The sequence below is a fragment of the Streptomyces sp. A0592 genome (assembly GCF_004795115.1).
Taxonomy (GTDB): Bacteria; Actinomycetota; Actinomycetes; order Streptomycetales; family Streptomycetaceae; genus Streptomyces; species Streptomyces erythrochromogenes.
This window is the reverse complement of sequence record NZ_SSBM01000051.1, coordinates 19653-36814: the sequence shown is the minus strand read 5'-3', so window position 1 is coordinate 36814 and position 17162 is coordinate 19653. Positions and strand designations below refer to the sequence as shown.

Below are 17162 nucleotides of genomic sequence, written 5' to 3'. Positions count from 1 at the left end.
CCCCAGCACGGGCCGAGGCAGCAACGGCTGCACGAGTTCCCACTCAGCGTCCGACAGTTCATGGCGACGTATCACCCGACCATGATCCACAACGCAAGATCACTTTGACGACAGACCCTAGGGCGCGGGCGTCCGTTCCGGATCCGGTTCCGCCATGGTGCGGCGGGTCTGCGCCTTCAGGCTGTCCGGCAACACGCGGTGGGTCAGCTCCTGCGCCTCGGTCTTCCATGCCCCCGCGACGATCTGTCCCAGCCGGCCGTCATCGTCTCGCAGCCCTGCACGGCCCCTGGGCCGGATCATCTGAGCGGTCCCTCACGCAGAGCTCTCCTCCAGGAGGTGCAGCACCGCTCCCTCCGCAGCGCCGTGGGTGGCGGGCTTGCCGAATAGGCCGTCCTTGCCCAGCTCACCGAGGGCAGGGGCGATGGTCTCCCCCTCCTCATAGAGCTCGATGACCCGAGGGTCTATGTAGGAGGCCTGGCAGACGGCAGGCGTGTTCCCCAGGTATGCGCTCACCTCTCGAACGGCGCGTGCCACGACCCTGCCACGCCGGGCACGGGAGGAACCGGACGTGGTCTCGGAGACCGCCAGCGCGACCGCGGCCAGCACGGTGGCGTACCAGGTCCTGAAATCCTTTGCCGTCACGTCCTGACCCGACCGCTCGTGCAGGTAGGCGTTCAGGTCCTCGGCGTGGACCTCGTGCCATGCCCCGTGCTCCCAGTAGGCGAACAGCCTCGGGTTCGGGTCCTTGCGCCGGAGCAGTGCCCGGATCACCGCATGGGCCTGCTCGTCCACCAGCGTACGGGTGACGGTTCTTCCGGATTTGGCCGGAAAGTGCAGTCGGATTTCTCCGCCACGGCAAGCAGCGTGCTCCCGCAACAGCGTGGTGAGTCCGAAGCTGCCGTTGTCCCGGGCGTAGCGTTCGCCGCCGATCCGCAGGAAGCCGAGGTCGAGCAGCCTGGTCACGCAGGCCAGCACACGGATGCGGGACAGGCCGCGCCCTGCGAGGTCCCCCGTCACGCGTTCCCGAAGGTCGGGCAGGGCACGGGCCACGTGTTGGACGTGCTCGTGTTTGGCGGCGTCCTGCTGCTCACGGAACCGCGGGTGGTAGAGGTACTGGCGCCGGCCCGCCGCATCCGTCCCCACGGCCTGGATGTGGCCGTTCGGCCACGGGCATATCCAGACGTCCTGCCACGCCGGGGGGATGACGAGCGCGCGGACCCGCTCCCGGGCAGGCTCTGGCAGGCTCAGGCCGTGCGCGTCCAGGTACCGGAAGCCGCGTCCATGGCGTATTCGGCGCCATCCAGCCGCGTTCGGATCGCTGGTCCGCAGCCGCACGGCGGTCAGTCCGCGCCGGCGTGCGCCTGGGTCCGCAGGGTCGATGCCTGCCCCGAGCAGTCATAGGGAAGGGGCGGGAACCGGTGCCCGCGAACATCTGTGCTCTTGCTCCAGAGATGTTCCGTGCCACAGTCACAGGCGTAGATACCGCTCTGAGACGCGGCCTCCCGCGGTTTCCACTGGTCTGTTCCGTTCATGCCCGGCGCCTACCCGCAGGCAGCTGAGTAAGTCGGTACGAGCGGACCGGACTGGGCACGTCCGCCGCATAACGCCCTGCAGGCTCGTGTTCGCCGCTACTGGCCGGGCCGGTTGGTCGTTCGAGAGGGTAGAAGGTGCGGGTGCCCGGCCCCGACTTACTGTATCCCCGGCGCACGGCACGTTTGGGGCGAGAAGTCAGGGGCATGCGCGCAGCGTCGGACGTTGCGACCGTCCCCGTCGCCGTCGTACGAGATCCGAGGGGCTGAGGACGTGGTGGCCAAGGACACCGTGGGGTTCAGGCAGTCGGCGCGCCGGAAGACGGCCTTGATCGCCGGCCGATTCTTCGGTCCGGACGCCACGCCCCGGGAGACCGCCAATGGCGTCCCTGCCGTGGTGGCTTTCCTCGGCCTTCGGCGTGTGTGGGTTCTGACCGCCGCCGCGTTGGCCGTTCTGCTATGGCGGGCCGGCAGGCATCGCCATCGAGGCTGACGCTGAGGTCTTTTTCACCTGTGGAGGTATAGCTGGGGGCAGACAGGGCAGCGGCATAGGTGAGGGCACGGAGGTGAGCAGGATGGCCACAGGCAAGAAGATCAAGAACACCGGCAAGAGCGTGAAGGGGAAAGTCAAGGAAACGACCGGCAAGGCCGTCGGAAACGAGAGCCTGGAGCTCAAGGGCAAGGCCGAGCAGACGGCGGCTGACGCCAAGCAGGCCGGCCAGAAGGCCAAGGACACCCTGACCTGACCTGATGAATTCCCGGCGTCGGATGCGTCCGTGGGTGCCGCCGTCCCATTCTCGGGACGGCGGCACCCTCTTGTCGCGAGGCGGGACTGCTATTCCAAGATCGTGATCGAAGGCTCGGAGCACTCCCCGGTCAGTAAGCTCGAGTCGAATGCCGCGTCCTCGGTTTGTTGCCAGACGCGAACGTACTTGCTTCTTGCCGCCCAGGCACCGAGGTCCGCGGTATCGGCGCTGTATTGCTGCCAGCTCATTCCGTGCTCGTCGGATTGGGTTGCCCAAGCTTCGGGTTTGGTCGCCCACACGGTGATGAGGGTGACGCGGCCGATCGTCTGCCGGAACGCGCTGCTGGGATGGGCCGCCTCGACAGGGGCCTGCACGGAACCCAGGCGCCGCAGTCCGAGATATGCGAGTGAGTACACCACCGCATCCCCTCCCCCGTCCCCTCTGTCAGGGTTCACGCTCACGACGTGTCCCTGGTAATAGGCCGAGTCGTACAGCCTCGCTGCAAGGTCTGACATGTCGGGCTCCCGCGCCTCCGGGCCTACACGTCACACGCGGTGCGTGCGTGCGGTTGAAGCGGTCACACCAAGCTTCCCACGGTGCGGCTCCGACGCCGAGGTGTCGACGTCCCCGCAGGTACGCCCGGGCTGCACGGGCAGACGGTGTCTCAGTCGTGCGGCGGAAGGAGGGGGCCCAGGGGGCCGAGGTCGAGATTGAGGTCTTCCAGGGTGTAGCCGTGTTCGGCACAGAGGTCGGCGAGGCTGTCGTGGAGGGCGAGGAGGGTGGCGCCGAGTTCTTCTTCCTGTTCGTCAGTGAGATCCCCGGCGTCGACGCGGCGCAGGGCCTGGCGTTCGATGAGTTGGCGCAGGAGCTCGACCACGGTGAGAACGAGCTTGAGGAGGTCTTCTCCGACGGCATCCGAGTCGGTGGTCAGACGGCGGGCGGGGCGGCAGTCGTGGGAATCCGGGGGCGCCTGAATGAGTCGGAAGGCCTGGGAGAGGTTGTCGCCGAGGTCCTGGATTCGACCGAGCCTCGGGTGCCGGGCCGGGGGGCGTTCACGGACCATGGTGTCCGCCGTCCTGCGCCCGGTCGGCGACGGTCTCGGAGCTGACGGAGACGATGAGGGCGCGCAAGGAGATGCGGACGAGGTCGATGTCGGCGATGGACAGGACGATGTCGCCGGTCAGGACCACTCCCCCGCTCAGGAGCCTGTCGAGGAGGTCGACGAGGGCGACTTGGCGGCCGGGCAGGGGCTCACCGTGTTCGCCGGCGGTCATGGCGGCGGCTCGGGAGTGCTGGCTGCCGGCATGGCGAAGGAGTAGGGGGCCCAGGGGCCGGTGACCTCGATACGCAGGCCGGGAAAGGCGCGGGCGGCGTCGGCGATGTCAGCCTGAAATTGCCCGGCCCGGTCGTCGGGGACGAGGTAGGCGTCATTGAGGACGTTCTCCTGGGGACCGGTGAGTTCGCCGCGCTGCGGCGCGTGACGGACACGCTGGGTGGCGAGCCGCGCAGCGATGGCCTCGATGGTTTCAGCGGCCTGCTCCGCCTGCTGGTACACCGCTTCGCGGGACTGGCGCTGAGCTCTGCGAGCCCGCAAGTAGGCCTTGCCCGGACTGCCGGGCGGGGCGGGGTCGGTAGGAGGGGGTTGCCCGGCGTCGGCCGTGAGGTAGATCTTCACGCCGTATTCGGTGTGGGCGCACAGCTGATCGAGGCGCAGGGTGAAGAGGTCTTGTTGGGCGGAGAGTGCCAGGCGGGCCCGGGGGTCGTCCTGGTAGACGGTGGCCAGGCGCAGGGGCAGGACGGGGGCGCGGGCGGCGACGGCCTGGACGACATCGTGGTGTGCGCGCGCGACGTGCTCGAGCCAGTCCAGGTCCTCGAAGTGGTGCTTGAGGGCGGTCTCGTTGAAGTCCTGTTCGGGTACGTCGCTGGCCACGAAGGCGATCGGTGACGGTGGGCCGGAGTTGTCGGCGGTCTCGGCTGAGGGAGGCAGGAACCTGAGCGATGCCTGGCCGATGCCGTGAAGGCTGGTGAGGGCATCGCCCAACGGGCCTGTGGGGTGGGTGACCACGTAGACGTACGTGAGGTTGCCGAGGGTGTTCACGGAGGGCTCTCCCGTCGCCGGCCGCCGGCCGGCCGGTCGTTCGTTCGCTCACGCCGGGCTACTGCTTCGTCGGCCTCTGCTTCGTCGATTCCGGCATGGCCGACCCGGCCGCGGAGGTCTTCGAGTTCGGCTCGCAGGCGGCGGTTCTCCTGCTCCAGCGGGCTTCCGGTATGCCGGGAGGACAGGGACGGGTCGTGCTCCCACCAGTCGATGCCCATCTCTTTGGCCTTGTCCACGGAGGCGATGAGGATACGGAGTTTGATGGTCAACAGCTCGATGTCGAGGAGGTTGATGCGGATGTCGCCGGCAATGACGATGCCCTTGTCCAGGACCCGCTCGAGGATGTCGGCGAGGCTGGAGGAGGACTGCCCGTATGGCATGGGCGCGCGGGAGGCGAAGCTTCCGGGGCGGCCGGGCAGAGGTTCGGTCACGGGGCCCTCCTTCTTCGACTCAGGAATGCTGCTGCCGGAACACTGCTATCTCTTCGAGTCGGTCGATCAACTCGTCCTCCTGGAGATCGAAGGTCTTCTGGTCGATCTCTCCACGGAGCAGCTGCTGTTCCAGCTCGGCCAGCCGGCGCCAGATCGGGGCGGGGTCGTAGTACTCCTCCTCGGCTTGGTCGACCACGCGCTGGGCGACCCAGGTGACAGCGCGTACTGGTGCGATGGGGAGCGTCAGCAGGTAGGTCAGGAGGCCCATGGCGTGCCCCCTTCGTGAGCGGGGTGGTTGGTTACTGGACGAAGCTGTAGGGGGGCAGCGGGCCGGAGAATCGTAGTTCGATGCCGCTGCCGATCTCCCGGGCCAGGTTGGCCTCCGCGGTGCGCAGGTCTTCCTTGCTCTCGTCGGGTACGAGGAGGGAGAGGTTGAGGAAGTCGTTGCCCGAGGACTGGTGGGCCAGGTATTCGCGGGAGAAGGGGGTGAGCGCCTCAGTGAGGCCGGCTGCCAGGGTTTCCTGCCGCACCTGCACCTCGCGGGCGATCATTTCACCCAGGGCGAGCGGGAGAGCGGGGTCCTGGTCTCCGCTGCGGATCCGGTTGTTGAGGTCGCTTGCTTCGGGAGAGTCTTGGAGGATCTGCTGCAGGAGGGGTTCTTCGTCTGCCTGCGAGACTCTGAGGTGGTATTCGGCGCAGCCTTCCAGTCGCTTGAGCGCACCGAGGTAGCTTTCCGCGTTGGAGTCGAGGACCTGACGGACCGCGAGGTCGTCGGTGGCGATGTAGCCGAATTGCAGCGGCAGGATCACCCCGTCGGCCATCAGCTGCTCCTGAACCTTCTGGTGGGCTGTGAGGTCTCGTCGTTTGGGTCGGATCTCCTCGGCGATGTCGCTGACCACCGCACACAGCGGTCCGGCGGTGACCGTACGTAGAGGGGAGGGGTCGGCACCGACGCCTACCGCACCGTCCAGGCGGTGGGGGTGCTCCTTCGCGGTGATCGAGTACACGTAGAGCGGCATCGGTCACTCCTTCTCCCGCCGTACGGGGCGCCGGGTTGCGGGGCGGCGTCTCCTGGGTGCCTCTTCTTCCGCTTCTTCCTCTTCTTCCGCTTCTCTAGACTTGGAGGATCTGCCGGTCAGGGAGTCGGTCACGGCTTCGACGGCTCCGCCGATGGCCCCCTTGGCCTTCCCGTGAGCCCCGCCCTCGAGCATGTTGCCCATGACGTCGGGCAGCTGGGCAGGGGCCTTGCGGCCTGCTTCCAGGTCGAGGCGGTTGCAGGCTTCGGCGAAGCGGAGGTAGGTATCGACGCTGGCGACCACGATCCGCGCGTCGATCTTGATGAGTTCGATGCCCACCAGGGATACGCGGACGAAGACGTCGATGACGAGCCCGCGGTCGAGGATGAGCTCCAGGACGTCATAGAGGCTGCTCGACCCGCCTCCTTGCCCTCGGGCGATGGGACTGCCGCCCTGCGGCACCATGCTCATGGCGCCTCCTTCCCCCGGGCGGCCTCGGCTCAGGTCGGCCGGTCGATCATGCCGCGGGTGTAGCGGCGGGTGCGTTCGTAGGAGATCAGCTCGCCTTCCTCGTCCAGTGCCACCCGGTAGCTGGCCAGGACGCTGGTGGTGTCCGGGATGCGCTCCAGCTCGACCACCTCCACCTGCGCCTCCCAGCCGTCCTCGGTCGGTTTGAGCGAGGAGATGGAGTCCGGGGGTCGGCCCAGTAGTTCAGCGAGCTGCTGTGCTGCGGCGCGCATCGCCGTCGCCGCGCCCATGGTTCCGGAAGGGCGCCGGGGCGTGCTGCGCCGTGGCGCTTTCCTGTCCTGCCCTTCATCGCCGGCCCCATGGGAAGAGGTCCGCCGGGGGCGTGCAGGTTCCGCTGCGGCCATAGGTCGCTCCCCTGGGAGAAGGCCTCACAGAAACAAGAATCTCACCATATCCCGGTATAAGTCTCATATCGGGGCAGAAGCCGTTCCGAGGACGGCCTTGGGCCGGACCCCTCATCGCCAGCGGGCAGCGGGAGCGTGGCGATCCGCCTGCCTGCGGGCCAAACCCAGACAGCATGCGCCCTGGCAGGGGAATGATCATGGAGGACACCACCAAGATCGCGCTCGCAGCCGCAGTGGCTGGGGGTTACATACTCGGCCGGGCGAAGAAGGGCCGCCTGGCATTCACCGTGGCGACCTATCTCGCCGGTCGACGTTTCGGGCTCGAACCCGGACAGCTACTCAAGGAGGGGGCCTCCCGACTCAAGGAGATGCCTCAGTTCGAGGAACTCGCGGAGCAGTTGCGCGGAGAAGCCCTGGACGCCGGGCGGCAGGCGCTGGCTGTCGCCGCCAATCGGAAGCTCGCCGACCTCGCCGGCCAGCTGCACGAGCGCACGCTGGAGCTCACCCGCAGCGGTCGGGACGAGGAGGAGCAGGAGGAGGAGCAGGAGGAGGACTACGGGGCAGAGGACGAAGAACCGTACGAGGACGAAGACGAGGGCGGGGAACCTTACCAGGACGAGGAGTTCGAGGAAGAGGACGAGGAGGAGTACGCCGAACCTGAGGACGAGGCGGAAGAAGACGAAGAGGAAGAGGACGAAGAGGGACCGGAGGCGGAGGCCGAAGAGACCGAGGAGGAGGAAGAGGAAGAGCCCGAAGAGGAGGAGCCGGAGGAGGAAGAGCCTCCCCCGACGCGGCACCGGACGCGCACGGCATCCCGCGCACGCGACGGCAAGACGCCCGCCCGGAAGTCCGCCAGACGCCCGGCCCCCGCGAGTAAGACGCCACCGGGGAAGAAAGCGGCCCCCGCGAGGAAGGCGGCACCGGCAAAGAAGACAGCCCCTGCGAAGAGGGCTCCAAAGGAGGCTGCGCCCGCCAAGAAAGCAGCGGCAAAGAAGTCCTCACCCGCGCGAACCGGTGGCCGGCCGGCGAAGAAGGCCGCGCCCGCGAAGAAGAGCGCCCCGAGGCCGGCTGCCAAGAAGAGCAGCGCCCCGCCCCGCAAGAGGGCTACGGCCCAGAGCCCGGCGCGCAAGGGCACTGCCACCAAGGCCGCCGCCAAGAAGACCCCAAGCCGCGGCGGCCAGGCCCGCAAGACGGCCGCCAAGAAGACGGCGGCTCGCAAGCCGTCCACGCGGAGGTAGGCCATGGCAACCTCAGACCGCACCGGCTCATCCGAATCCCTCTCCGGGATGGACAAGCTGCTGAAGGAACTCACGGGGTACCTCGGCGCCCAGGCCGACCAGCTGGCCGACAAGGCAACCGACAAGCTCTCCGACGTCACCGGCCAGCTCTACGACGTCGCCGACAACAACGGCAGCCTCTCGGACATCGCCGGCATCGGAGGCCGGATCATGCAGGGCGATTCGCCCCTGAAAGCGTTCGCGGGCCAGAAGCTCGGCAACCTGAAGGACAAGGTCACTGAGGCATTCGGCGGTGGAAAAGGCCGCGGCCGCAAGAGCGGTGGCGGCAAAATCATCAACATCGTCGAGGCCATCGACGTCGGGCTGCCGCTGCGCACGGTCTACGACCACTGGACGCAGTACGAAAACTTCAGCGGTTTCACCAAAGGCGTTCGCGACGTCTCCCGTGACGATGACACAACCAGCGACTGGAAGGTCAAAGTGGGGCCCTCCACGCGGAGCTGGAAGGCCACCGTCCAGGAGCAGGTACCCGACGACCGCATCGTGTGGACCTCCCAGGGCGCCAAAGGAACAACCCGGGGCTGTGTCACTTTCCACGAACTCGCCCCGTCGCTGACCCGCATCGTCATGGTCGTCGAGTACTACCCTTCCGGGTTCTTCGAAAAGACCGGCAATCTGTGGCGCGCCCAGGGTCGGCGCCTGCGCCTGGACCTGAAGCACTTCCTGCGCCACGTCATGCTCACCACGGACGAGCCCGAGGGGTGGCGCGGCGAGATCCGCGACGGCGAAGTCGTCCGGACCCACGAAGAAGCGCTCGAAGAGGAACAAGACGAAGAGGCGGAGGACGAGTACGCGGAGGACGACGCCGAGGACGAAGGGGAAGAGGAAGACCGGAGCCAGGAAGCGGATGAGGAGGACGCCGGGTACAGCGAAGAGGAACCTGAGGAAGAACCTGAGGAGGAACCTGAGGGAGAGCCGGAGGAGGAAGAGGAAGACGATGAGCCCGCTCCGCCTCGCCGACGCCGGCACCGGCAGCCCGCATGAGGCCTGATCATCCGATCATGTGGGTGCCGCAGTCCCCCAGGGGTGCGATGGGAGGTGTGTGTTCCGCCCTTGAGCGCGCTTTCCCGGTAGGGCCGGCCCTTGGACTCGCGCGCGTTACAGCGGCCCGTGCGCTCGGCGTCCCCGAACGGCACGCCGCGCCTGCGCCGGGCTGCTGGTCAGCCCCCCGTGCGCACCGCCCACCGCCGCGGTCGTGTCACGAGTTCTCTGTTTGACACCGGTTAGGCGACACACAGTGGGCTGGAGCGTCCTGCCGAATGAGTTTGAGTGTCGCGCCGGCGGCGCTGAGAGCCTCCGGCCCACCTAGGCAATGGGAGGAAATCGTGAAGTTCTCCCCTGGAAAGCGCGGACGTAAGTGGAGACGGCGTTGGGCTCTTGCTCGCTGCATGCGACAGCCTGTCGTAGGGAGGGTCGTCTACAGGCTGACGGTATGGGCTCTGCGACTGACGCTGTGGGGCGTTCGGCTGGCCGTGCGGCGTACGTTCAAGCGCGCGGTGCACAGGTTACGCAACGACCGCGCCGCACTGGGGCGGCGCGGTGGCTGTGGGGTGCGAGTCGCTGTCGTCGAACGGAACGGCTCCTCCTGCGCGGCAGGGAAGCCGTCTCGCGATCACAGGGATGGGCGTCTGCCTACCTTCCTGGCTACCGCGTCGAGCGCCTGAAGAGGCGGAAAACGCCGAGGAGGATGAGAGAGCCGACGATCGCGGCGATCCACGTCGAAATCTCAAAGAAGCCGTCGATGGAGTCAACTCCGAAGATCACCTTGCCGAGCCATCCGCCGAGCAGTCCGCCCGCGATGCCGATCAATATGGTGATGATGATTCCGCCGGGGTCCTTCCCGGGCATCAGCATCTTGGCGATGATGCCCGCGAACAGACCGATAAGAATCCATCCAAGTATGCCCATGATTCCTTCCTGTCACATCGCGCTGATTTCGTAGTGGTGGGTCTGCTTCCGCACCTCCACGTTGATGCACTTCTGGTGTTGAGGTGGCGCGTCAGCCGAAGGCGTCCTTTCCCTTCTCCTTGATCCGTCGGGCATTGCCCCGGGCTTCCAGGGCGGCGCCCTTGGCGGCCAAAGTCTCCTTGCCCAGGGCATGAGCCGCCTTTTTGACAGCCCGTCCCGCGACTCTTTCCATCTCAGCCTTCGCTTTCTCAGCGGTTCCCATATTCGCCCCCTTAAATCTCTTATGTACCGACTTATGTCCCCATCCGCGAGCCTCAAACGATTCGCACGAAACACCCTGACACGATCAATCTCACCCCTGGTCGCAGTACGACTCGAGCGTGCCGCGCCGCCGGATGTCGAGGGTCGCGCAGTGGAAGGAACCACCGAAGGGGGCGTAGTGCAGCAGATCGCACGGAACGGGCTCGAAGCCCCAGCGCTCCAGCGCTCGGAGCATGCCCGTGTGGTGCCGGTCGGCGATAACCCGGTTTCCGCCGATCGCGAGGACGTTCATACTCAGCCACTTGCCACACATCGAGGTGACATTGAGCAGGGGGCCCTTGATGGGGTCGGGCTCGGGGGCGGTGAGCACGTCCCAGGTGCGCAGCGCGTCGGGCAGGTGGTCCACATCCACATACTCGGGGCTGACCAGCACCTTGCCCGGGGCGAGTGGCAGGAGGGTGGTGTCGATGTGCATCGGCGTACGGCAGCGGCTGTGGACCTCGTGGATGCGGTAGCCGGGCCCCAGGTGGCGGCGCAGCCATTCGATGCCCGAGGCGTTGGTGACGTTGCTGCGGATGACGAAGAGATCGCGGCCCGCGCGAACGAAGTCCGCAGCATCGAAGACTGGTTCGAACTCCGTCAGGATGTACCGCATTGGCTCTCCCGGTTCCGGGATGCGGTAGTCCGGGTGGAACAGCTCGTCGGTGAGTTGCGGCCGGGGCGCCGCCGTCCAGCGCCCGCCGCGTCGGAAGTAGTCCTTCAGGATCGGCCTGTAGGAATGGGTTTCGAAGTAGCGGCAGGGCCAGGCCATGGGGGTCTCGATGATCTCGTCACCGATGACCAGCATGCTGTCCCGGGGGCAGCTGCAGCAGAAGCCGCGGGATGACCAGTCCGGGGTACCGAACCGCTTGCGGTGATCGACCGCCTCCGGTCGCCGGACCGTCACTTCGAGCGACTCCAGCAGAGCGACGAACCCGTCCAGCTCCTCCTGCGCGGGCCCGATCAGCGCCTTCGGGAACCGTGTCCCCGCAGCGAGCGCCTGTAGCCGTGCCGCCCACGGCGGGATGTTGCACGCCACGACGGGATGGCTGGACGGGATCGTCGCCCCGTCCAGAGTGCCGACAATGATCTCCTCCAGCGGGTCCCATTCGTTGTGCGAACCGACAGGAGAAACAAGAGTTCCAGCAGGGCTGGCGGCATCGACCGACGCTACGGTGTCCATGGACCTCACCAGATATTCGAACGGTTCCGGCCGTCCGCGGCCGACTATGCGGTGCACCCCGGACGAAGCGCTGCGGCAGCGAACACTTCGCATCCATCGGGCTTCAAGGCCTCGCCTGGCCCCTACCCGGGAAAATCGCGCCCAGGCAGCTACGGCCGCCCGGAGTCACCGAGTCGCCTTGATCGGCCTTGAGGGCGGTCTACAGCCACTCGCACCTGCTTCAGGGCATGGGCCGGCCGTAAGTGGACAGCTGCCGTATGTGGGGCTGCAGCCCGCGCTCAGGCAACCGGAAGACCGCGGGCTCAGCGCAGACCGCCCCGAGCGGAAGGCAGGCGAGTGACATGACCAAGAAGCCAAGATCGCATCCCGAGCACGGTGACGGTGCCAGTCGGCACAAGGGGACCGCGCAGCACGGCTGGTCTCCTGACGTCGATGCGACCCACACGCAGGACAACCCGAGCGCGCATCGCTCGTTCCACCCGGATGAGTACGCTCCGCAAAAGGGTTCCGGACGCCGGATCGCGGAGGAGGAGGCCGGCAACCCGCACGGGCGGCCCGTGGAGAGTTCGAGCCGCCGCGGCGAGCAGCAGACCAAGGCCGGGGGCGGTGACGAAGGCATGCACGACACCGGCGCCAAGGGCCGCAGCCGCCGCCCCAGCGGGACCAGGGACGCGACCGCCGTCACCGGCATCGACCCTCAGGAGCCCTCCGACGGGGGCAAGGCGCACTGACCATCGGGCCGTGTCGGCTCACGGTCGGGTTGCGAGGCCGTTTGCTGCGACCGGAGGGGGCGAAGTCCTGCCGAGCACTCCAGCCGCGTGGGCGGGGCGCTGCTCGGAGCCCGCCAGGATCTCTCTCCCCCGGCTGCGGCCTGCGCGCCCTTGCTTCTCCCCCGCCCCGTTATCTTTTCGCGGTCCTGCAATGGGGCCGCTGGCCTCCGGGCCCGGTATGACTGTGTCCCCTCTGTCGAAGTGATGCCCTGGGGGGGTGGTGTCGCCGGGTCCGTGGGGTGCCGTCGGAGACGCTGATGAGAGGTCCGGCCGCCGCCTGGCCCGGCGCAATGCCGGGCAGTTCGCGGGCGGCAGGTCTGCATAACGCGGATGCGCGAGCACGGTGCCACCGCCGAGGCCGGCACGGTCAACCACCCGGGAGGGGTGCGATGTTAGACACCGGCCGACGCCCAACAGCGAACCGCAACTGCGGGCCGTCTTCGACAAGCCGACCGCGAAGTTCGGCACGGTGCTGGTGACCTTGGACCAGCCGGCCTCGATCGGTGCTCTGCCCCTGACCGTCGCCCGGGACGCGGGTCGTCAGGTCGCCTACCTGCCCGGCCCGGCCCGGCCTGGCCTGGCCTGGCCTGGCCTGGCCATGCGACGGATCGCCGACCTCTACCCGGGAGAGGCGAAAACCGACGCGAAGGACCGGCGGTGATCGCGGACGCCGCCCGCACCATGCCCCACACCTTGCGTTCGCCGGAGCTGACCGACGAGATTACCGCCGAGCTCACGGTGCTGACTGGCTTCGACCAGGACCTCGCCGCCGAGGCCACCCGCACCAGCAACCGGATACGCGGCCTGCTCACCCAGTCCCCCCCTCGAACGCGTCCTGGGCCCCCGTCTCGATCACCAGGCTGTCACCTGGCTACTGGAACGCTACGGGTTTCCGGCCGCCCTGCGAAAGGCCGGCCGACATATCGGCAGCAGCCCGCCGGACAGCATCTTCCTGGTCCCGGGCGAGGTTCGCGCAGGCCGCTGCGACGTCCGGCACACCGTCCACTCCCACGAGCGCGTCATGCACCCCGGTCTGCAGCCAGTCAGCCTGGTTGTCGTCAGCCTCGGCAACCGCGAGAGCAATGAGCCTTACAGCGGCCACCGTCCCCACCCGGGCCAGGGCCTCTGCCGTCTGCCGGGTCACCGCCGTGTCCTCGACGTCCAGCAGCAACCCCACCAGCGCTTCCGCAGCCTCAGGAACATCGACGAAGGAAGCAAGGTCGCGCCCGGCACGAACACGTTGCGCCCATGAAGGAGACGACGCCTCAGCCAAGGCCGCCTCCAACCCACTCATCAGCGCTGGCACGACCAGACAGTCTCATGCCCCACGAAGAAGATCCAACCCCGGGCAGAGGCTGCCCACACGCTTGACGAAGAACATAGAGGCCCCCCGCGTCACGGCTCGAGTGTCATCTCCGCGCATCGTGCGACGACAGACGACAGGCTCTGCCCATCGGCTTGCAGTCCTCGCTGGGTGCGGGCTCCGTTTCCGCGCTCGTGCAGCTGCGCGATGCCCTGGCGGACACGCTCGTCGTCGCCGTGATCCTTCAGCGCCTCGCGCACGTGCTGGTACAGGGCTTCGACTGCCTGCGGGGCTGACGTCTCCCGCATGGTCTCAGGGTGCAGCAGGGGGCCGTCCAGACCCGAGCGGGCGGCCCGCCAGGAGGCCAGTCGCAGCAGGCTCGTATCGACTCTGGCCGGGGGCTCGCCGTTCTGCCAGGCGCGGGACGCCGTCTCGACCAAGCCTCGGACGAGAGCGGCGAGCAGGACCGGTGTGGCGGCGTCCAGACAGACATCGGCGACACGGATCTCCACGGTGGGGTAGGCGGCGGACAAGCGGGCGTCGAAGTAGATCATCCCTTCGTCGCGCAACACCCCGGTGTCGATCATGTCGCGGACCCGCGCGTGGTAACGGTCGGCGGAGCCGAAGACCGCTACCGGGCCGGCGGAGGGCCACCGGTTCCACACTCGGCTGCGGTAGCTGGCGTAGCCGGTGTCCTCGCCCTGCCAGAAGGGGGAATTCGCGCTCATCGCCAGGAGAACGGCCAGCCAGGACCGGATGCGGTCCAGGACCGCAACACCTTCCTCATCGGAGTCGACCGATACGTGGACGTGGCAGCCGCACGTCAGTTGTTCCTGCGCTGTCAGTCCGAACTGCTCCCCCAACCACTGGTAGCGTCGGCCGACGTTGAGCGACGGCTGCACGGGCATCGGGGATGTCGCGACCGCCGCCACCACGGCGCCTGTGCTCGCCGCGTGGCGGGCCGCCTCGCCGCGGATGCGGATGATCTCTTCCTGGAGCTCGTCCATCTCCGTGATCGGTTTCGTGGCGAACTCCAGCTGCTCCTTCTGCAGTTCCTTCTCGAACTCGTGGCTCGGCCGACCGTCGGCACCAGGGTGCTGCCAGGCCGACCGTTCAGCGGCTGCCAGGACCGCGCCCGAGACCGCCAGTGGGCGACCGCTTTGCGCGTCCACAAGCAGCAGCTCTTCCTCAACGCCTACGCTTCGCACGTTGCCGCCCTGCACATCGAACGATCAGAATGCCCCGCACCTGCCCCGCCAGTCCCCGACCATGCGTCCACCCCGTCGCTGCGCGTGCCCGCGGCTCCGCCCCGACGTCGGATCGTCTTTCGGGCTCAGCGCGAGCGGCCGTCTTCGTCGAGGCAGGATGTGGCGCCGGTGGGGGCGGGAGCGCAGGTCACCGCTCCCGGCGGTCGGGGGGCTGGGGGCTGCCGAGGTAGCGCTCCAGCCAGTCCGCAGCGGCTCGCCGATAGAGCCTCCTGTTGTCCGCCCGCAGAAATTCGTGGCCCTCGTCGCGCAGCATCAGCTGTCGTGCCGGTACCCCGCGGCCGCGTGCCGCGCGGACGAACTGCTCCGATTCCGTCGGCGGCACGTTGGTGTCGTGTTCGCCGTGGATGGTCAGCACGGGGGCTCGCAGCTGATCGATGCGGCTCATGGGGGACAGCGCTCGCAGCAGTTCCCAGTCGTGGTCGGGGTGGCCGTACTTGGCGGTTGCGGATTGCGCGATCCAGGGTTCCGTCCCGGCGAAGAACGTGGCGAAGTCCGACATGCCGCAGACGGCGACCCCGGCGCGGAAGAGGTCGGGATGCCACACGAGGGAGGCCATGGTGAGGTAGCCGCCGTACGAGCGGCCCATCACTCCCAGCCGTACGGGGTCGGCGTAGCCCAGTGCGACCACATGGGCGGCGCAGTCGGCGACGTCGTCGATCGCCCCGTAACGGCCCGCGCCGAGGTCGGCGTCCACGAAGGACCGCCCCCAGCCGGACGAACCGCGGACGTCGGGGGCGAACACGTCCATGCCCCTGCCGAGGAGTTCGTGGTAGAGCGGGCTGAACACCGGCCTTTCCTGTTCCTCGGGACCGCCGTGCAGGTGGATGACGCACGGGGAGGGCCGACCCGGGTCGTGGCCCGGTGCCCGGTAGTACCAGCCTCCCAGCTTGAGCCCGTCCCGGGCCCTGCAGCGCAGGGGCACCGGCCGAACCGGAGGGCGCCCGGGCGGCACCGCATGCTCGTCCCGAGCCGTCCAGCCGGTGCGTGAGGGCACGAGCCCCTGGTCGAGTTCCCAGATTCCGGGCCTGCGCCGGGACCCGGCCAGCGCGGCAAACAGGCCACCGCGCTGCACAGGCGCGATGCGGGTCACGACTTCGTGGGGCAGGTCCGGCCGGGGGCGCGGTCCGACAGCGGCGCCTGCGGCGGGGAGGGCTGTGCTCTCCAACTCGGTCGCGCCGTGCACGTTCCAGGCGAGGAGAGCCCACCGGCCGTGGTCGGGCACGCTCAGCAGGTCGAGGGCGGACTCCTCCCGTGCGACCGCTACGGAGACGCCCCGCCCCGCGCCGTTCTCGTCCAACCGGACCCGCAGGAGCGCTGCGAACTCGCGTTCGATATCGCTGCGCAGCCACACCGTCCGCGCGTCGGCGGAGAACCGGCCGATCCACGGGTCTCCGTCGGCCACAGGCAGGGAGCAGGTGGTGCGGCCGGAGGACGTGTCGAGCACGAGGGCCTCGCGCCGGCCACGCGGGCCGCGGCGGACGAGCGCGAATCGGCCGTCCGGGCTGGTGTCGCACACGCGCAGGGATGCCGCCCCCTCCTCGCGGTACAGCAGGACGGGCGCGTTCGCTCCGTCCGGGTCGACCAGGTACGCGGCCAGCCCGCCGCCGCGGACAGGGCCGGGATCCGGGACCGGGCCGACGGCTCTCACGTGTGGGGGCGTCGTCGGGGCCGGCGGGATTGCCTCGGTACCGCGATGTGCGGTCGCGGATCCGAGCAGGGTGGCGGGGCCGTCGCGCTCGGACCAGGCTGCGCCGGGCGCCCTCGTTCCGGTCTCCAGTGCCCCGTCGGCCTCCGCCGGCAGATGTCCTGCCCCGGTGTGCTCCCGGCCGGAGACGGAGGGCTGGGAGACGGTGATCGCCAGGGCGGTGCCGTCGCGGATCCAGCATCCGAGGTGAGCTGAGCTTCCTCGCTCGGCACCGGCGAGGACTTGTCGCCCGGTTCCGTCCGGACGCACCACGAGGACCCGGGTATGCTCGCCGCCGCCAGGCGCGGAGGTGTAGGCGATCCAGCGCCCGTCGGGGGACCAGGAGACCTCGGTCACCGGATCGGGGTCGCCGTCCAGCAGGTGCGCCGCGCTGCCCCTGGCAGGACCGCACCACAATTGGGGAACGCCCGACCGGTCGCAGATGAACGCAACGCTTTCACCGGTGGGGTCGACCGAGGGGTACCAGCACCCGTGCGCGGTGAGCAGGGTCGGCAGATCGGCACCGACATGATCGGGCACTCGTACCGGCACGGGCGCCGGCGTGAACTCGGCCGCTGCGGCGACGGCCGCCGCGGGCCCGACCGCCGTACCGAGTGCGTGATCCACGAGGTTCGTCCGCTCCAGGGGCATAGCCACCTCTCCCAGGTTTCCGCGTCTGGAGAGTTTCCACCACTCGGTGGGAGCTGCCGTGCCGTGCGACTCAGTGGATTTCGTGTGCCTGGAGCCAAATCTCCA

The 17162-nt window shown here is 68.5% G+C and carries 20 protein-coding genes and 1 pseudogene; 5 read left to right on the top strand and 16 right to left on the bottom strand.

Annotated features, from left to right (window positions below):
* Window positions 1–312: 312 nt before the first annotated feature.
* Complete coding sequence (locus tag E6U81_RS36220; RefSeq protein ID WP_136234251.1) at window positions 313–1335, bottom strand: DNA topoisomerase IB; 1023 nt, start codon at window positions 1333–1335, stop codon at window positions 313–315.
* 769 nt (window positions 1336–2104) lie between these two features.
* On the opposite strand from E6U81_RS36220, the gene E6U81_RS36210 reads away from it, so the two are divergent.
* Entirely contained in the window at window positions 2105–2275 is a 171-nt protein-coding gene (locus E6U81_RS36210) for a CsbD family protein (RefSeq protein ID WP_136234249.1), read from the top strand.
* Window positions 2276–2364: 89 nt separating this feature from the next.
* Here E6U81_RS36210 and E6U81_RS36205 read toward each other — a convergent pair whose 3' ends face one another.
* The 9 genes from E6U81_RS36205 to E6U81_RS36165 all read right to left on the bottom strand — a co-directional run bounded on the left by E6U81_RS36205 (window position 2365) and on the right by E6U81_RS36165 (window position 6692).
* Window positions 2365–2790, bottom strand: coding sequence for a hypothetical protein (locus E6U81_RS36205; protein WP_136234248.1), 426 nt, complete (start codon window positions 2788–2790; stop codon window positions 2365–2367).
* A gap of 149 nt (window positions 2791–2939) precedes the next feature.
* Entirely contained in the window at window positions 2940–3338 is a 399-nt protein-coding gene (locus E6U81_RS36200) for a gas vesicle protein K (RefSeq protein WP_136234247.1), read from the bottom strand.
* A complete protein-coding gene (locus E6U81_RS36195; RefSeq protein WP_136234246.1) occupies window positions 3328–3549 on the bottom strand; it encodes a gas vesicle protein in 222 nt (73 codons plus the stop codon). The genes E6U81_RS36200 and E6U81_RS36195 overlap by 11 nt, the downstream gene beginning before the upstream one ends.
* Window positions 3546–4373: a GvpL/GvpF family gas vesicle protein gene (locus E6U81_RS36190; protein WP_240804221.1), complete on the bottom strand. Its 828-nt coding sequence runs from the start codon at window positions 4371–4373 to the stop codon at window positions 3546–3548. Before E6U81_RS36190 ends, E6U81_RS36195 begins: the two co-directional genes overlap by 4 nt.
* Window positions 4370–4804, bottom strand: a complete 435-nt coding sequence (locus E6U81_RS36185; RefSeq protein WP_240804220.1) for a gas vesicle protein — start codon at window positions 4802–4804, stop codon at window positions 4370–4372. Before E6U81_RS36185 ends, E6U81_RS36190 begins: the two co-directional genes overlap by 4 nt.
* 19 nt (window positions 4805–4823) lie before the next feature.
* Complete coding sequence (locus tag E6U81_RS36180) at window positions 4824–5072, bottom strand: gas vesicle protein GvpG (RefSeq protein WP_136234245.1); 249 nt, start codon at window positions 5070–5072, stop codon at window positions 4824–4826.
* A gap of 31 nt (window positions 5073–5103) precedes the next feature.
* On the bottom strand, window positions 5104–5823 hold the full coding sequence (locus E6U81_RS36175) for a GvpL/GvpF family gas vesicle protein (RefSeq protein ID WP_136234244.1): 720 nt from the start codon (window positions 5821–5823) through the stop codon (window positions 5104–5106).
* Between the two features lie 3 nt (window positions 5824–5826).
* Window positions 5827–6291 carry a gas vesicle structural protein GvpA gene (locus E6U81_RS36170; RefSeq protein ID WP_136234243.1) on the bottom strand — a complete coding sequence of 155 codons (465 nt, stop codon included), beginning with the start codon at window positions 6289–6291 and terminating at the stop codon, window positions 5827–5829.
* Window positions 6292–6320: 29 nt separating this feature from the next.
* Window positions 6321–6692, bottom strand: a complete 372-nt coding sequence (locus E6U81_RS36165) for a gas vesicle protein (protein WP_136234242.1) — start codon at window positions 6690–6692, stop codon at window positions 6321–6323.
* 197 nt (window positions 6693–6889) lie between these two features.
* Here E6U81_RS36165 and E6U81_RS36160 point away from each other — a divergent pair, with 197 nt between their 5' ends.
* Both E6U81_RS36160 and E6U81_RS36155 read left to right on the top strand, forming a co-directional pair.
* Complete coding sequence (locus E6U81_RS36160) at window positions 6890–7930, top strand: histone protein (RefSeq protein WP_136234241.1); 1041 nt, start codon at window positions 6890–6892, stop codon at window positions 7928–7930.
* Between the two features lie 3 nt (window positions 7931–7933).
* The gene (locus E6U81_RS36155; protein WP_136234240.1) at window positions 7934–8974 is read left to right on the top strand and encodes an SRPBCC family protein; all 1041 of its coding nucleotides are present in this window, start codon (window positions 7934–7936) and stop codon (window positions 8972–8974) included.
* 660 nt (window positions 8975–9634) lie between these two features.
* Here the strand turns inward: E6U81_RS36155 and E6U81_RS36150 are convergent.
* From E6U81_RS36150 to E6U81_RS36145, 3 genes are all read right to left on the bottom strand, one after another.
* Entirely contained in the window at window positions 9635–9898 is a 264-nt protein-coding gene (locus tag E6U81_RS36150) for a GlsB/YeaQ/YmgE family stress response membrane protein (RefSeq protein ID WP_136234239.1), read from the bottom strand.
* Between the two features lie 91 nt (window positions 9899–9989).
* Window positions 9990–10160, bottom strand: coding sequence for a hypothetical protein (locus tag E6U81_RS40265; RefSeq protein ID WP_168714841.1), 171 nt, complete (start codon window positions 10158–10160; stop codon window positions 9990–9992).
* 90 nt (window positions 10161–10250) lie between these two features.
* A complete protein-coding gene (locus E6U81_RS36145; RefSeq protein ID WP_136234238.1) occupies window positions 10251–11381 on the bottom strand; it encodes an amidinotransferase in 1131 nt (376 codons plus the stop codon).
* A gap of 557 nt (window positions 11382–11938) precedes the next feature.
* Here E6U81_RS36145 and E6U81_RS42020 point away from each other — a divergent pair.
* Both E6U81_RS42020 and E6U81_RS36135 read left to right on the top strand, forming a co-directional pair.
* Window positions 11939–12112, top strand: a complete 174-nt coding sequence (locus tag E6U81_RS42020) for a hypothetical protein (RefSeq protein WP_346766198.1) — start codon at window positions 11939–11941, stop codon at window positions 12110–12112.
* Between the two features lie 382 nt (window positions 12113–12494).
* A pseudogene (locus tag E6U81_RS36135) lies at window positions 12495–13070 on the top strand (IS110 family transposase); the annotation flags it as partial.
* Here E6U81_RS36135 and E6U81_RS36130 read toward each other — a convergent pair.
* The 3 genes from E6U81_RS36130 to E6U81_RS36120 form a co-directional block, all read right to left on the bottom strand.
* Window positions 13023–13457: a hypothetical protein gene (locus tag E6U81_RS36130; RefSeq protein ID WP_240804222.1), complete on the bottom strand. Its 435-nt coding sequence runs from the start codon at window positions 13455–13457 to the stop codon at window positions 13023–13025. The pseudogene E6U81_RS36135 and the gene E6U81_RS36130 sit on opposite strands and share 48 nt — an antisense overlap.
* Window positions 13458–13546: 89 nt before the next feature.
* Window positions 13547–14662 carry a glutamate--cysteine ligase gene (locus E6U81_RS36125; protein ID WP_136234253.1) on the bottom strand — a complete coding sequence of 372 codons (1116 nt, stop codon included), beginning with the start codon at window positions 14660–14662 and terminating at the stop codon, window positions 13547–13549.
* A gap of 187 nt (window positions 14663–14849) precedes the next feature.
* Window positions 14850–17057 carry a prolyl oligopeptidase family serine peptidase gene (locus E6U81_RS36120; RefSeq protein WP_136234252.1) on the bottom strand — a complete coding sequence of 736 codons (2208 nt, stop codon included), beginning with the start codon at window positions 17055–17057 and terminating at the stop codon, window positions 14850–14852.
* Between the last annotated feature and the right edge of the window lie 105 nt (window positions 17058–17162).